The organism is Roseovarius sp. THAF8 (assembly GCF_009363735.1).
Lineage (GTDB): Bacteria > Pseudomonadota > Alphaproteobacteria > Rhodobacterales > Rhodobacteraceae > Roseovarius.
In genome coordinates, this window is the sequence record NZ_CP045410.1 from 2,593,869 (window position 1) to 2,608,518 (window position 14,650).

Consider the following 14,650-nt stretch of genomic DNA (forward strand, 5'->3'; position numbering starts at 1 on the left):
TGCATGTTGTCTCGCTTGGGGCGTTCAACAGAGTGCGGGGGCAAAGGTCAAGGGGTCTGGAAAGATTCCTGACGCGGCGGAGCGTCCTATCCGGCGTTGCGCCCGATGGACGGAGGCGTCTGGACCCGGCCCATGTGGTCGGTGATCCAGTCGGCGGTCCGGGCGACGGGCATGGGCCGGGCGATGCCGAAGCCCTGGACGTGGCCGACACCCAGTTGGGCCAGCATCGCGTGCTCGCCGGCCGTTTCCACGCCTTCGGCGATGGTTTCCAGGTCGAGCTGTTCGGCCATCAACTGGATCGCGTTGACCAGGCGTTGCTGTTGCAGGTCGCAGTCCAGTCTCTTGACGAAGGAGCGGTCGATCTTGAGCCGATGGACCGCGAACCGGCGGATCGAGGAAATCGACGCATGGCCGGTGCCGAAATCATCGAGGTCGATCCGGCACCCGAGCTTGGCCATCTGGCTGATATTGCGCACGATCATGTCGTCGGGAGAGTAGGCGACGACCGTTTCGAGGATTTCGACGGTCAGCCGGGACGGGGCGATATCGTGGCGGTCCAGTTCCCAGGTCAGCCGGTCGACGAGTTTGGGATCGCGCAGCTCGTCCGCGCAGAAATTGACGCCGACCTGCGGGATGTCAAAGCCCGCGGCGTCCCAGGATTTGAGCGCATCGAGCGCGTCGCGCAGGATGCGCATCCCGAGAATGTCGGCCTTGCCCATCTTCTGCAGCACCGGCAGAAACTCTGCCGGGGGGATCAGGCCGCGCACGGGATGGTCCCAGCGGGCCAGCGCCTCGAACCCGGAAATGCCGCCCGTATCGGTGGAAATCTGCGGCTGGAACCAGGCGTTGATCTGTCCGTCGGCCAAGGCGGTCAGAACCTCTGTCGCGTGGGTTTCCGGCACGGCGGCAATGTGGCGCAGTTCGGGGCTGTAGGCGCGGATGGCGGATGGCGCGTGGCGTCGCGCCTCGATCAGGGCGAGGCCGGCGGCATCGGATAGCTCGCGCCCGGAGGCATCGGGCAGGAAACTGTCCAGGCAGAAGCCGACGGAGGCGGAGAGGTAGATCGTGGCGGCATCCACCGAGATCGGTTCCTCCGCCGCGGCCTGCAGGCGCGTGGCCAATTTCAGGCCGATCTCGGAATCGAGCTGCCGGATGGGGGCCAGCACGATGCCGAACTGCCCGCTGGAGAGGGCGATGAGCGTGTCGTGGTCCCGCAGAACGCTGGCAAGGCGATCCGCGATGCAGCTCTGTACCCGATCCGCCGCCGCCTGGCCGTGCCGGTCGAGCAGGGTTCCGAAATCGTCGACCTCGACGATGACGCAGCCCGTTCTGCGCAGGCAATTGCGCGCGATATCAAGGGTTTCCTGCAAAACCTGTTCAAATTGATCGGGACGGTTCGGCGGCGTTTTGCAAGGTGTCGAATGGCGCAGCCACGCCAGGCCCAGCGGCACGATCAAGGCCGTCGCCAGCAGCAGGGGTTCGCCGCCCAGCCAGAAACCGCCAAGCACCAGCGCCGGCAGGAAGGCCAGCGCCTGCGGTCCCGTCAGAACCGCGGCCAGGGAATAGCGAAGGGAGGTCACGTACTGGCGCAAGGACAGGATCCCGTGTGCGAAACAATCGCCTGGACGCTATCCCCAGTTGTTCAATAGCCCCTTAACGCAACTGCGGCATCTCTTCGTCTTCTCTGTCGAATTTTATCGATTCGCGCGTAAGACCTTTGAAGTCGAAGAGTTTCGGGTCGAGCAGATGCGACGGGCGCGCATTCATCAGGGCGCGGAACATAACCTGGCGGCGGCCGGGGCTGTTGGCTTCCCAGCCGTCGAGGATCTGCTTGACCTGCTGGCGCTGCAAGCCGTCCTGCGAGCCGCAGAGATCGCAGGGAATGATCGGGTAGTCCATCGCGCGGGCGAAGCGGTCGCAATCGGCCTCGGCCACGTGGGCGAGGGGGCGATAGACGAACAAATCGCCCTCTTCATTCACCAGCTTGGGCGGCATGGTGGCGAGGCGTCCGCCGTGAAAGAGGTTCATGAAGAAGGTTTCGAGAATATCGTCGCGGTGATGCCCCAGCACGACGGCGGAACAGCCTTCCTCGCGCGCGATGCGGTAAAGATGTCCGCGTCGCAGGCGGGAACAGAGCGCACAATAGGTGCGTCCGGCGGGAACCTTGTCGACGACGACGGAATAGGTGTCCTGGTACTCGATCCGGTGGGGCACGCCCATGTCTTCGAGGAACTTGGGCAGGACGGTCGCCGGAAAGCCGGGCTGACCCTGGTCGAGGTTGCAGGCCAGGATGTCGACCGGCAGAAGGCCGCGCCACTTCAGCTCGTGCAGGACGGCCAGCAGGGTGTAGCTGTCCTTGCCGCCGGACAGGCAGACCAGCCAGCGGGAGTCCTTTTCAACCATGCCATATTGTTCGATCGCCTCGCGGGCCTGGCGCACGACACGTTTGCGCAGCTTGCGGAACCCCGTGGTTTTCGGAGCACCGGCAAAGAGCGGATGGATATCGTCGGCATCGTCGAGCATCGCCCGCGATGTACCCGGAACGACGCGCAGCGGCAAGCGGTGTTGCACGACCGGAAGCTGGTCGATTCCTGCAAAAGCGGATCGTTTTTCGGAATCGACCAGCCGATGCCGCGGTGAGTGGTGTAGACTGTTCATAGATTATGGAGATGGCTCATGCTGGCGGAGACCGACCTGATGATACGCGGCGCCCTGATCGGTGTCTGTTTTCTGTGCTTCATCCTGCTGTGGTCAAACGGCAGGACACGGGCGAAATCCTATTCCCTTGGCGCCATTGCACTGTGCCTGACAGCCAGCATGGCGGTCGAACAGGGCATGGGCACGGTGTGGTCCGCAGACGCAAGGGCGGTGGCCTTTGTGCTTGGGCATTTCATGCCGCTGGCGCTGAGTTGGTTTGTGCTGGACGTGTTCATGGAGGCTGCGGAACGCAGGCGCTCGGGCCTTCCACTTTTCTGCCTTGCGGGGCTCGTGACGGCGCTCTGTTTTGCGCCGCCGCAGCTGGGCGGTGTGCAGGTCGCATTAAATCTGCTTCTCTATGCGGGGCTGCTGTGGGTGGTTGTGACGACGGCGGAAGGGGATCTGGTAGAGCACCGCAGGTCTTTCCGTGTCGTTTTCGTGAGTGCTATTGCGGTGTTTGGTGTGTCGAAAACGCTGCTGGATGTCTCCTTGGCCGACGCGCTGCGGCCTGACTGGTACGGCACGGCGCACGCGGTGGCGCTGTTGGCGTTCGCGATCGTTTTCGCGCATTGGGCCTTGCGGCCGGGCAGCGATATCTGGACCGAAGAAAAGCCTCGCCCAAAGCCGCAGGCGGGGGATTTGCGGCTGGTGGACAAGCCGGCATTGGACCGGATCGAGACCGCAATGCGCGACGAGATCTGGCGACGGGAGGGGCTGACCATCGGCGCGATGGCCGAGGAGTTAGGCCTGCCCGAGCACCGGCTGCGCAAGGCGATCAATCGGGACCTTGGCTTTCGCAATTTCGCCAGTTTCGTGAATGGCTACTGGATAGATGCGGCGAAGGCCGCGCTGGCCGAGCCCGAACGATCGGGTCAGACCGTGCTGGAAATCGCCTACGAGTGCGGCTTTGCTTCGCTGGCACCGTTCAACAAGGCGTTTCGGACGGTGACGGGCCAGACGCCGACCGATTACCGGCGGACCTGCCTGAAGGAATACGCCTCGATTTCGGCATAAGCCGCATCGATTCCGGATTTTCCATCGCGATTTCGAAACGAGGAAGAATGCCAAGCCCATTGGGCGCAGCTTGCGGGGCAGTCATACCAGCAAGGAGATATCCGATGATCAAAATGACCCTGAATGCTGCTGCCATTCTGGCGGCACTGGCGTGCGACCCTGTTCATGCGATGGGGTTCGGCAATCCAGCCAGCGTCCCGACCCAATGGCCGGAAAAAGGCGCGTTTACCTGCAAATCACGCGGCAAACCCATCGCATCGACAAGGGGTTCGGCAGGTGCGTCGGTTCAGTCTCTGCCGCAGCTTGAAGATGACGGCAAGCGCGGGCGTTAAGCGCCGGCGTCGATCAGAATTTGCACGATGGACTTGGCGCTGTCGGAACTCCAGTCGGCGTCGCCCTGAAGGCGTGCAATTTCGCGGCCTTCGCGGTCGAGGATGACGGTGACGGGCAGGCCCAGCACCCCCATCTGGCGCGACAGCCCCATTTTCGGGTCGGCGTGCAGCGGCAGGTTATCCACCTCGATCTCGTCGAAGAATTTCTTCATCGCCGCCGGCGCGTTGCGGCCCGAGGCGATGGTGACGACCTCGAAATCGTCGCCGCCTAACTGGGCCTGAAGGTCCGAGAGCATCGGCATCTCGTGGCGGCAGGGGGCGCACCAGGTGGCCCAGAAATTGACCAGGGTGATCTTGCCCTGGAAGTCCGCCAGGGTCAGGTCGCCGCCGTCTTCGGATTTGAAGGCCTCGGCGGGCACCGGCTTGGCCTCGGAATGGACGACCAGTTTCTTCATGTCGCCGTCGCGCAGGTCTGTGATGTCGGCGGATTGCGCCATTGCGGCGTTTGCACCGAGTGCGAGGGCCATATAAAGGACGATGGACTTCAGAGATTTCACAGCGCCTCCGACGAGTTCAGACATGACAGAAAAGACCTCCAACAAGATGTGGGGCGGCCGGTTTGCCGCCGGGCCCGATGCGATCATGGAGGCAATTAATGCCTCGATAGATTTCGACAAGCGCCTCGCGGCGCAGGATATCGCCGGGTCGCGCGCCCATGCGGCCATGCTGGCCGCGACGGGTATCGTCAGTGATAGCGATGCCGAGGCGATGCGGGAAGGCCTGGTCACGGTGTTGTCAGAGATCGATAGCGGGGATTTCCCGTTCTCGAAGGCGCTGGAAGACATTCACATGAATGTCGAGGCGCGGCTGAAGGAGGTGATCGGCGAGCCGGCAGGGCGGCTGCACACCGGGCGCAGCCGGAATGACCAAGTGGCGACGGATTTCAAGCTGTGGGTACGCGATCAGCTGGATGCCTGCGACGCGGCGTTGGTGGCGCTGATGAAAGCGTGCCTTGCGCAAGCCGAGGCGGGCGCGGATTGGGTGATGCCGGGGTTCACCCATTTGCAGGTGGCGCAACCCGTCACCTGGGGGCATCACATGATGGCTTATGTCGAGATGTTCGGGCGGGATCTGAGCCGGGTGCGCGATGCGCGTAAACGGATGAACGAATGCCCGCTGGGCGCGGCCGCGCTGGCCGGGACGTCCTTTCCCATCGACCGGGAGATGACGGCGAAAGAGCTGGGGTTCGACCGGCCTGCGGCGAACAGCCTCGATGCGGTGAGCGACAGGGATTTCGCGCTGGAATTCCTGTCGGTGGCCAGCATCTGCGCCGTGCACCTCAGCCGGATGGCCGAGGAGCTGGTGATCTGGTCCTCGGCGCAGTTCCGCTTCGTCACGCTGAGCGACCGGTTCTCGACCGGGTCGAGCATCATGCCGCAGAAGAAGAACCCCGATGCGGCCGAACTGATCCGCGCCAAGATCGGGCGCATCTTCGGCGCGAACGTGGCGCTGACGTTGGTGATGAAGGGCCTGCCGCTAGCCTATTCCAAGGACATGCAGGAGGACAAGGAACAGGTGTTCGACGCCGCCGACAACCTGATGCTGGCACTGGCCGCGATGGACGGGATGGTGCGCGACATGACCGCCAACCGGGAGGCGCTGGAAGCGGCGGCGGGGGCCGGGTTCTCGACCGCGACGGACCTGGCGGACTGGCTGGTGCGGGTCTTGGGCCTGCCCTTCCGCGATGCGCATCACGTCACCGGCGCGCTGGTGGCCAAGGCGGAGGCCAAGGGGTGCGACCTGCCGGAGCTGAGCCTGGAGGAGATGCAATCTGTGCATGGCGAAATCGACGAAACGGTCTATGATGTGCTGGGCGTGCACAACTCTGTCGCCTCGCGCATGAGCTATGGCGGGACCGCGCCGGAGCAGGTGCGCCTTCAGGTTGATCGCTGGAAGGAGATCCTGGGATGAAAGGTGTGATCGCTTGTCTGGGCCTTATGGTGCTGGCGGGCTGCGGCGTGGATGGCGAGCCGATTCCGCCGGGCAGCGAAGCCGACAATACTGTGGCGCGGAATGATTCCACGCAGGTGCGGCCAAACCTGAACGGGTCACTGACCGTGGGCACCAACGGGTCGCGGGCCAGTGTGGGCACGTCCGTCGTCAGCGGTAACGTGTCGGTTCACGTGGGCACGGTGTTTTGAAGTACGTCTTCCTGGCTCTGGCCGTCTGGGGAGCGATTCACCCGATGGCCTGGTTCGTGGCGTGGTTCAACGCGAACGGATACAGCCTGATGGGCATGGTCGAGGCCTGGCACGCCAATGCCGCGACCAGCGGGCTGGTCTGGGATCTGACGATTGCGGCCGTGGCGCTGACGCTCTGGGTGATCTGGGAAGCGTCGCAGGCGCAGGACTGGCTGCGCCTCATTGCGATTCCGGCGACCTTTTGCATCGGGGTCAGTTGCGGATTGCCGCTTTATCTGTTTCTGAGGATGCGGCGCGGGTAAGACCCGTGGACCCTTGAGTATTTTCAGCAAGAAAAAGCGCGCGATGGATCATTTTCTTTACCGGGACGGCGAGCTTCATGCCGAGGATGTGCCCGTGGCCGAGATCGCCGCGGATGTGGGCACGCCATTCTATTGCTACTCGACCGCCACGCTGACGCGGCATTTCCGGCTGTTCGACGAGGCGCTGGACGGGATACCGCACCTGGTGTGCTACGCGATGAAGGCGGCCAGCAACCAGGCGATCCTGAAAACGCTGGCACAGCTTGGCGCGGGGATGGACGTGGTCTCGGGCGGGGAATACCGGCGGGCGCGGGCGGCCGGCGTGCCGGGCGAGAAGATCGTGTTCTCCGGCGTCGGCAAGACCCGCGAGGAAATGCGCATCGCGCTGGAAGGCGGCGTGCGGCAGTTCAACGTGGAAAGCGAGCCGGAAATGGCGGCGCTGTCGGAGGTGGCGGTGTCGCTGGGCGTGGAGGTGCCGATCACGGTGCGGGTGAACCCGGACGTGGACGCCAAGACCCATGCCAAGATCGCCACCGGCAAGAGCGAGAACAAGTTCGGCATCCCGATTGCGCGGGCGCGCGAGGTCTATGCCGAGGCGGCACGGCTTCCGGGCCTCAAGGTGATCGGGATCGACGTGCATATCGGCAGCCAACTGACCGAGTTGGAGCCGTTCCGGCTGGCCTATCGCAAGGTGGCGGAGCTGACCGAAGCGCTGCGCTCCGACGGTCACGAGATCACCCGGCTGGACCTTGGCGGCGGCTTGGGCATTCCCTATGAGCGGTCCAACATGGCGCCCCCGCTGCCCACGGATTACGGGGCGCTGATCAAGGAAACCGTCGGGCATCTGGGCTGCGAGGTCGAGATCGAGCCAGGACGGCTGATCGCGGGCAATGCGGGCCTTCTTGTCAGCAAGGTGATCTATGTGAAGTCGGGCGAGGGGCGCGATTTCCTGATCCTCGATGGCGCGATGAACGATCTGATCCGCCCGGCGATGTACGACGCCTATCACGACATCGTGCCGGTGCGCGAGCCCGCGCCGGGCGCGGAGCCTGCCAAGTACGACATCGTCGGCCCGGTCTGCGAGTCGGGAGACACGTTTGCCAGGGAACGGGCGATGCCGCCGGTGGGCGAGGGCGACCTTGTGGCGTTTCGCAGTGCCGGTGCCTATGGCGCCGTCATGAGCAGCGAATACAACACGCGGCCGCTGGTGCCGGAAGTTCTGGTGCATGAGCATCAATTTGCCGTCATCAGGCCAAGGCCGACCTTTGACGAGATGATAAATCGCGATACCATCCCTCAATGGTTGTGATGCGGCTGTCGCGTCGGCAACCCACGCGCAGGGATGCATGTCACAGGCAAGGAACACCACTTTCGACACGGTGATCAAGCGGTTGAAACGCCCGCTGATGCTGACGTGGGCGGGGTTGATCGCCGAGCGTCTGGTGCGGGCGTTCTGGCCGCTGTGGTGCGTGATCATCGCGGTCTGCGCGGCGCTGATGCTGGGCCTGCACGATATCGCGCCGGTGGAGCTTGTGTGGATCGTGGCGGTGCTGTCGGGCGTCGCGGCGCTGGGTTTTGCCGCGATCGGCGCGCGGCGCTTCGCCTGGCCGTCGCGGGGCGAGGCGATTCGCCGGATGGACGGCGTGCTGCCGGGGCATCCCCTGGCGGCCCTGGCCGACCGGCAGGCCATCGGCGGCGGCGACACGGGGTCGCAGGCGCTGTGGCGGGCGCACATACAGCGCATGGAGACCCGCGCGGCGCAGGCCAAGGCGGTCGAGCCAGACTTACGCCTGGCGCGGCGCGATCCGTTCGGACTGCGTTATGTGGCGCTTTTGGGCCTGGTCGTGGCGCTGCTGTTCGGGTCGATCTGGCGGGCCGGCACGGTGACGCAGATGACGCCCGGGGGCGGCGCGGCGCTGGCCAGCGGACCGACCTGGGAAGGGTGGATCGAGCCGCCGGCCTATACCGGCTTGCCGAGCCTCTACCTGAACGACCAGGACGGCGCGTTCAGCGCCCCGGAAGGCAGCCTTCTGACCTTGCGGTTCTACGGCGAGGTCGGCGCGCTCAGCATGACCGAGACGGTGTCGGGCCGGACGGAGGACGTTCCGCCGGCGACGGATATCGAACAGAGTTTCGAGATCGTGAAGGACGGGACCCTGCGGATCGACGGGCCCGGGGGCGAGGAATGGAAGATCACGGCGCTGCCCGATGCACCGCCGGAAGCGTCGGTGTCCGAAGGGCTGGACGTCACCTTTGACGGGCAGATGAGCCAGCCGTTCGAGGCCAGCGACGACTATGGCGTCGTGGGCGGCACGGCGAGGTTCGAGCTGGCGCTGGACGAGGTGGACAGGCGTCATGGCCTGAGCGCCGAGCCGGATGCGCGCGACCCGATCGTGCTGGACCTGCCGCTGCCGATCACCGGGGACCGCGCGGACTTTGCCGAGACGCTGATCGAGAACCTGTCGGAGCATCCCTGGGCGCACCTGCCGGTGCGCCTGACGCTGAACGTGCGCGACGAGCGCGACCAGGCGGGGCAAAGCGAGCCGGTCGTTATGGATCTGCCCGCTCGTCGGTTTTTCGACCCGATGGCGGCGTCGGTGATCGAACAGCGGCGCGACCTTCTGTGGGCCAAGTCCAATGCCCGGCGCGTGAGCCAGATGTTGCGCGCGGTGTCGCACAACCCTGAACCGGGCCTGTTCAAATCGGAAACCGCCTATCTGAAACTGCGCGTCATCCTGAGGCGGCTGGAGACCTTCGTCGACCATGCCAGCCTGACCGACGAGAACCGCGACGAACTGGCGCAGGCGCTGTGGGACCTGGCCGTCCTGTTGGAAGACGGCGATATCGGCGACGCGCTGGAGCGGATGCGTGCGGCGCAGGAGCGCCTGAGCGAGGCGATGCGGAACGGCGCGAGCGAGGACGAGATCGCGCGGCTGATGCAGGAACTGCGCGACGCGACCCAAGATTACCTGCGCCAGAAATCGCAGCAGGCGCAGCGCGAGGGCGATCAGACCGACGAGCCCGACCGGGGCCAGTCGGGTGACATGCAGATGCTGACCGATCAGGACCTGCAGGACATGATGGATCGCATCCAGGAGCTGATGGAACAGGGCCGCTTTGCCGAGGCGCAGCAGGCGCTGGAAGAATTCCAGCAGATGATGGAGAACCTGCGGATGGCCGAAGGCCAGCAAGGGCAGGGCGGCGACAATCCCGGTCAGCAGGCCATGGAAGGCCTGGCCGAGACGCTGCGAGATCAGCAGGGCCTGTCGGACGAGGCGTTCCGGGATCTGCAGGAACAGTTCAATCCCGGCGCACAGGCCGGCGAGTCACAGGGCAACGAAGGCCGCAATGGCGGCCAGGGCCAGGGCCAGCAGCATTCGCAGCAAGGCCAGGGGCAACAGCCGGGTCAGCAGCAAGGTCAGGGTCAGGGCCGGCAGGAGGGTCAGCAACCCGGCCAGGGCCAGGGCGACCAATCCGCCGAGGGCCAGCAGGGCGGCCAGGCCGGCGCCCTTTCGGACCGGCAGGAGGCGCTGCGCCGCGAACTCGAACGCCAGCGGCAGGGCCTGCCCAATGTCGGCGGTCAGGCCGGCGAGGATGCCCGCGACGCGCTGGACCGGGCCGGTCGCGCCATGGAGGGTGCGGAAGAAGCGTTGCGCGGCGACGATCTGGCCGAGGCGATCGACCGGCAGGCCGAGGCCATGGATGCCTTGCGGGACGGGATGCGCAGCCTGGGCGAGGCGCTGGCCGAGAACAGCCAGTCGCAGCCCGGCCAGGGGCAGGCGCAAAGCCAGACACCCGGCCAGTTCGGCGAGCAGGACCCGCTGGGCCGGTCGCAGCGTGGCCTGGCCGGCGACCAGGGCGAGTTCACCGCGCGCGAGGATATCTATCGCAGGGCCGGGGAGCTTCTGGACGAGATCCGCCGCCGCTCTGGCGAGACGGCGCGACCCGAGGTCGAGCTCGACTATCTGCGTCGGTTGCTGGACAGGTTCTGAGACCGCGTGACCGATCCGCATGACCGAGCCGCGTGGCCCGGTCGCCGGATCAGCCGCCGCTCGCGTCGGTTTCGGAAAGCGAGCTTGCCATGTTCTGGATCAGGTCGTTGAGCCCCGCACGCCACCCGTTCACGGTGTCGACATAGCCGGACAGGAGCCCTGCCATTTGCGGAACCGCCTCCGCCAGTTGCGGCGCGAAGACGTAAAGCACCAGCGCCAGCACCGCCAGAACGATGGCCAGCCGAAAGCCGGCGCGGAAGCCGCTCTTGCCGGGAACTGCCGTGACGTCCTGCGTCGGAGATACCGACCGGCTCTCTTCCTTTTTGCCGTCGGAGTCGAGTGACGAGTTGATCTCGTCGATATCGGGCAGAAGATTGCTGCGCGAGGACGGGTCGATATCGTCGACCTCGGCCTCGGTCTTTTGCGCCTCGGGTTCGCCGCGAAGGCGCGCCATGCGGGCGCGTGCCTCTTCCGAGCGCCTTTGCGCGTCGTTGTCGGTGTCCTGCAGGCCCAACTCCTGTTGCGTTTCGACCGTGCCGCGATTGTCCATCTCGCGCGCGCGGTATTCGCGTTCGGCTTCTTGGCGCAGGACGTCGGCCACGGCGGGGTCTATCTCGCGGCGCTTCGGTTCCGCGGGCGGGTCATCGTGGTCTGCGGCCGGGAAATACTCTTCTTCGCCGGAGGCATCGTCCCCGTCATCTTCGGCGCTGTCGGAGTCATAGCTGTCGGGGGCATAATGCTCCGCGTCGTCCGGCTCGGCGCCATAGTCGTCCGCATCGTCCTGCCAGGGAGGGTCGCTGCTCGGCGCCGTGTCGGTTGCGGGAGCAGCGGTTTCCTCTTCGACAAGGTCCTCGGGCGCGTGATCCGGATGATGCTGAAACCATGTCGAGCCGCAGTCGGAACACTGCACGTCGCGACCTGTTTCGGGAATGACTTCCGTGGGAACTTCGTATTGCGCCCCGCAATTTGGGCATATCAACCGCATCTTGCCACCCGCTGCCTTCGCCTGACCGGCATATCCGTGCTTTTTGTTCCGCAAACCTTACGCAGAAATACCCGACCGGAAAAGAGGCAATAGGGTAAGTGCCGTAGTCGTTGCACAAGTGTGTCCTGTGGGGCATGAAGGGCAAAATGCATTGGGGGCCGAAGTGATCGAGCTGGAAAACGTCGCCTACAGCTATGGCGGGGGGGAACTGCTGAGTGACATCTCGCTCAAGCTCCAGGCCGGGTCGTTTCACTTTCTGACCGGCCCGTCGGGCGCGGGCAAGACGACCTTGCTGAAACTCTGTTACGGGGCGCTGATGCCCACCGCGGGCGAGGTGCGCCTGTTCGACACAGACGTGCGCGCGATGGAACGCGACGACATCGCCTATGCCCGCCGCCGGATCGGGGTGGTGCACCAGGATTGCCAGTTCCTGGATCACCTGAGCGTAGCCGACAACATCTCGTTGCCCCTGATGGTGTCCGGGCGCGACCTGCTGAACGAGTCCGCGAACCTCAAGGAACTGATCGGCTGGGTCGGGCTGAAATCGCGGTCCGACGCGCTGCCGCCGGAACTGTCGGGGGGCGAGCGGCAACGGGCGGCGCTGGCGCGGGCCATCATCATGTCGCCCGATGCCGTGCTGGCGGACGAGCCCACGGGCAACGTCGACTGGGAGATGTCCCAGCGCCTGCTGCGGCTGCTGATCGAACTTAACCGCATGGGCAAGACGATCATGGTCGCGACCCATGACCTTGCGCTGATCCGCGCCGCCAAGAGCCACGTGCAGGCGCGTGTCCTGCGCATCTCGAACCGGCGGCTGCAACTGGCGGGGGCGGACCTGTGAAGGTGGATTTCACCCGAGTGACCGAGTTCATCGTCGGCGATACGCAGGCCGACCGGGTTGTGCCGCCGACTGGCTTTACCGCGTCGCTGACGCTGTTCAGCGCGGCGGCGATGGCGTTTTTGGCGGTGTTCGCGCTGGCCTTGTCGATGGCGACGGGGCGGCTGGCCGATCGCTGGGGATCGGAACTGGCGCGGTCCTCGACCATCCGGATTTCCGCGCCCGAGGGCCAGATGGCGGCGCAGACGGCGGCGACATTGAAGATATTGGAAACGACCAAGGGCGTGGCTTCGGCCCGGGCGCTGGACCCCGATGAACAGCGCGCCCTGCTGGAGCCCTGGTTCGGACCCGACCTGCCGGTGGACACGCTGCCCATTCCGCAACTGATCGAAGTGATCGAGGAGGGCGAGGGCTTTGACGCCGGCGGGCTGCGGCTGCGCCTGGCGGCCGACGTTCCGGGGGCGGTGCTGGATGATCATACGCGCTGGCGCAGGCCGCTTGTCAGCGCGGCCACGCGGCTGCGGATGCTGGGCTATATCTCGATCCTGCTGATCGGGGCGGCGACGGCGGCGATGATCACGCTGGCGGCCAATGCCGCGCTGGCGGCGAACACGCAGGTGATCGGCGTGCTGCGTCTCGTCGGCGCGCGCGACACGTATATCGCCCAGGCCTTCGTGCGGCGCTTTACCCTTAGGGCCCTGACCGGGGCGGCGGTGGGCACCGCGCTGGCGGGGCTGGCTGTTTTCCTGTTGCCCGCCGCGCAGGACGAAGGCGGGTTCCTGACCGGACTGGGCTTTCGCGGCTGGCAATGGGTGTGGCTGTTGGTGATACCGCCGCTGGCGGCCGGAGTGGCCTTTTCCGCGACCCAGGCGGCGGCGCGCAAGACGCTGAAGGACACGCCATGAGACACGCGTTGCAATGGGTCAGATCGGCGATCTTCGTGGGCCAGATCTATTTCATGATGCTGCCCATCGGGATCGTGTTCCTGCCCTGGGCGCTGGTGGCCTCGCGGGGCGCGAACGCCGCCTGCAAGGCGTGGTGCGCCTGGGTCCGCTGGACCGCGCGCTGGATGGTGGGGCTGAAGACCGAAGTGCGCGGCACACCGCCCACGCAGGAATGCCTGATCGTCGCCAAGCACCAATCTTTCCTGGATATTATCCTGATATTCGCCAGTGTTCCGGCCGGCAAGTTCATCATGAAACGCGAGCTGATGTATGCCCCGATCATCGGGCAATACGCGCTGAAACTGGGCTGCGTGCCCGTGGACCGGGGCAAGCGCAGCCAGGCGATCAAGAAGATGATTGCCGATGTCGGCCGGGGGCGTCTGCGGCCAGGGCAGCTGATCATCTACCCGCAGGGCACGCGCATCGCGCCCGGGGTGAAGGCGCCCTACAAGATCGGCTCGGCAATCCTGTATCAGGAGATGGCGCAAGACTGCGTTCCCGTGGCGACGAATGTCGGGCTGGTCTGGCCACGCAAGGGCGTGATGCGGCGGCCCGGAACGGGGGTGGTGGAGTTCCTGCCGGCGATCGAGGCGGGGTTGCCCAAGGAGGAATTCATGGCGCGGCTGGAGCAGACGATCGAGAGCAATTCCAACCGCCTGATGCGCGAAGCGGGGTTCGATCCGGATGAAGTTCATTAACGATATCAAGGCGCTGGAGGCGCTTTACGGAACGCCTGCCGTCGCCAGCACGCGCAAGGTGGTGCATCGGCTGACGCCGCTTTACCGGAAATGGATCATGACCTCGCGCTATTGCGTGCTGACCACGGTCGGCCCGGACGGCACCGATGGCAGCCCGCGCGGGGATGACGGCCCGGTGGTGCTGGAGTTGGACGAGACCACGCTGGCGATGCCGGATTGGCGCGGGAACAACCGTCTGGATTCGCTGAGGAATATCGTGTCGGACGGGCGTGTGTCGTTGATGTTCATAGTGCCGGGATCGAACACCGTGGTGCGGGTGAACGGCACCGCGAAACTGACCGCCGACGAGGGTCTGCGCGCCCGGTTCGAGCAGGCGGGCAAACACCCGGCGACGGTGATTGTCATCGCCATTTCGGAGATCTACAGCCAGTGCGCGCGGGCCACGATCCGGGCTGGGTTGTGGAGCCGGGACGACAGTGACGGCTTGCCGACAGTGGGCGAGTTGTTGGCCGAGGCCTCGGATGGAAAAGAGGGTGGCGCGGAGTATGACGCCGGATGGAACGCCCGGGCGGCGAAGACGATGTGGTAGGTGAGGTGTGAAGGGTTAACGGGCGAAAATCCACGTCGGTATCGCGTCGGTATTCGGG

At 65.4% G+C, this 14,650-nt stretch carries 15 protein-coding genes and 1 pseudogene; 11 read left to right on the top strand and 5 right to left on the bottom strand.

Going from position 1 to position 14,650, the window contains the following annotated elements; all coding sequences use genetic code 11:
- Positions 1 to 86: 86 nt before the first annotated feature.
- Together FIU85_RS12665 and ttcA are read right to left on the bottom strand one after the other, a co-directional pair.
- On the bottom strand, positions 87 to 1,592 hold the full coding sequence (locus FIU85_RS12665) for a putative bifunctional diguanylate cyclase/phosphodiesterase (RefSeq protein WP_368372963.1): 1,506 nt from the start codon (positions 1,590 to 1,592) through the stop codon (positions 87 to 89).
- Positions 1,593 to 1,653: 61 nt separating this feature from the next.
- The gene (ttcA, locus tag FIU85_RS12670) at positions 1,654 to 2,523 is read right to left on the bottom strand and encodes a tRNA 2-thiocytidine(32) synthetase TtcA (RefSeq protein ID WP_152494065.1); all 870 of its coding nucleotides are present in this window, start codon (positions 2,521 to 2,523) and stop codon (positions 1,654 to 1,656) included.
- 153 nt (positions 2,524 to 2,676) lie between these two features.
- Here ttcA and FIU85_RS12675 point away from each other — a divergent pair, with 153 nt between their 5' ends.
- Positions 2,677 to 3,711 (top strand): AraC family transcriptional regulator, encoded by a 1,035-nt coding sequence (locus FIU85_RS12675; protein WP_152497138.1) that lies wholly within the window; start codon positions 2,677 to 2,679, stop codon positions 3,709 to 3,711.
- Positions 3,712 to 3,815: 104 nt separating this feature from the next.
- The gene (locus FIU85_RS12680; RefSeq protein WP_152497139.1) at positions 3,816 to 4,043 is read left to right on the top strand and encodes a hypothetical protein; all 228 of its coding nucleotides are present in this window, start codon (positions 3,816 to 3,818) and stop codon (positions 4,041 to 4,043) included.
- Here the strand turns inward: FIU85_RS12680 and FIU85_RS12685 are convergent.
- The gene (locus FIU85_RS12685) at positions 4,040 to 4,624 is read right to left on the bottom strand and encodes a TlpA disulfide reductase family protein (protein ID WP_254702897.1); all 585 of its coding nucleotides are present in this window, start codon (positions 4,622 to 4,624) and stop codon (positions 4,040 to 4,042) included. The two genes, FIU85_RS12680 and FIU85_RS12685, sit on opposite strands and share 4 nt — an antisense overlap.
- On the opposite strand from FIU85_RS12685, the gene argH reads away from it, so the two are divergent.
- Genes argH through FIU85_RS12710 form a run of 5 tightly spaced genes read left to right on the top strand, consistent with a single transcriptional unit; the run spans position 4,623 to position 10,538 of the window.
- A complete protein-coding gene (argH, locus tag FIU85_RS12690) occupies positions 4,623 to 6,014 on the top strand; it encodes an argininosuccinate lyase (protein WP_152497141.1) in 1,392 nt (463 codons plus the stop codon). The two genes, FIU85_RS12685 and argH, sit on opposite strands and share 2 nt — an antisense overlap.
- Positions 6,011 to 6,244 (top strand): hypothetical protein, encoded by a 234-nt coding sequence (locus FIU85_RS12695; RefSeq protein WP_152497142.1) that lies wholly within the window; start codon positions 6,011 to 6,013, stop codon positions 6,242 to 6,244. The genes argH and FIU85_RS12695 overlap by 4 nt, the downstream gene beginning before the upstream one ends.
- 44 nt (positions 6,245 to 6,288) lie before the next feature.
- The gene (locus FIU85_RS12700) at positions 6,289 to 6,546 is read left to right on the top strand and encodes a DUF2834 domain-containing protein (RefSeq protein WP_368372964.1); all 258 of its coding nucleotides are present in this window, start codon (positions 6,289 to 6,291) and stop codon (positions 6,544 to 6,546) included.
- A 43-nt stretch (positions 6,547 to 6,589) separates the two neighbouring features.
- Complete coding sequence (gene lysA, locus FIU85_RS12705; protein ID WP_152497143.1) at positions 6,590 to 7,855, top strand: diaminopimelate decarboxylase; 1,266 nt, start codon at positions 6,590 to 6,592, stop codon at positions 7,853 to 7,855.
- A gap of 37 nt (positions 7,856 to 7,892) precedes the next feature.
- Positions 7,893 to 10,538, top strand: a complete 2,646-nt coding sequence (locus tag FIU85_RS12710) for a TIGR02302 family protein (RefSeq protein WP_152497144.1) — start codon at positions 7,893 to 7,895, stop codon at positions 10,536 to 10,538.
- A 49-nt stretch (positions 10,539 to 10,587) separates the two neighbouring features.
- Here FIU85_RS12710 and FIU85_RS12715 read toward each other — a convergent pair whose 3' ends face one another.
- Together FIU85_RS12715 and FIU85_RS22615 are read right to left on the bottom strand one after the other, a co-directional pair.
- Positions 10,588 to 11,448, bottom strand: a complete 861-nt coding sequence (locus FIU85_RS12715) for a hypothetical protein (RefSeq protein ID WP_254702898.1) — start codon at positions 11,446 to 11,448, stop codon at positions 10,588 to 10,590.
- A gap of 18 nt (positions 11,449 to 11,466) precedes the next feature.
- Positions 11,467 to 11,523: pseudogene (locus FIU85_RS22615) on the bottom strand (hypothetical protein); the annotation flags it as partial.
- A gap of 163 nt (positions 11,524 to 11,686) precedes the next feature.
- On the opposite strand from FIU85_RS22615, the gene FIU85_RS12720 reads away from it, so the two are divergent.
- The 4 genes from FIU85_RS12720 to FIU85_RS12735 are packed head-to-tail and all read left to right on the top strand — an operon-like array spanning position 11,687 to position 14,592.
- On the top strand, positions 11,687 to 12,364 hold the full coding sequence (locus FIU85_RS12720; protein WP_152497146.1) for a cell division ATP-binding protein FtsE: 678 nt from the start codon (positions 11,687 to 11,689) through the stop codon (positions 12,362 to 12,364).
- The gene (locus FIU85_RS12725) at positions 12,361 to 13,266 is read left to right on the top strand and encodes an ABC transporter permease (protein WP_152497147.1); all 906 of its coding nucleotides are present in this window, start codon (positions 12,361 to 12,363) and stop codon (positions 13,264 to 13,266) included. Before FIU85_RS12720 ends, FIU85_RS12725 begins: the two co-directional genes overlap by 4 nt.
- Positions 13,263 to 14,003 carry a 1-acyl-sn-glycerol-3-phosphate acyltransferase gene (locus FIU85_RS12730; RefSeq protein ID WP_152497148.1) on the top strand — a complete coding sequence of 247 codons (741 nt, stop codon included), beginning with the start codon at positions 13,263 to 13,265 and terminating at the stop codon, positions 14,001 to 14,003. Before FIU85_RS12725 ends, FIU85_RS12730 begins: the two co-directional genes overlap by 4 nt.
- On the top strand, positions 13,990 to 14,592 hold the full coding sequence (locus tag FIU85_RS12735; RefSeq protein ID WP_152497149.1) for a pyridoxamine 5'-phosphate oxidase family protein: 603 nt from the start codon (positions 13,990 to 13,992) through the stop codon (positions 14,590 to 14,592). The genes FIU85_RS12730 and FIU85_RS12735 overlap by 14 nt, the downstream gene beginning before the upstream one ends.
- Positions 14,593 to 14,650 lie beyond the last annotated feature (58 nt).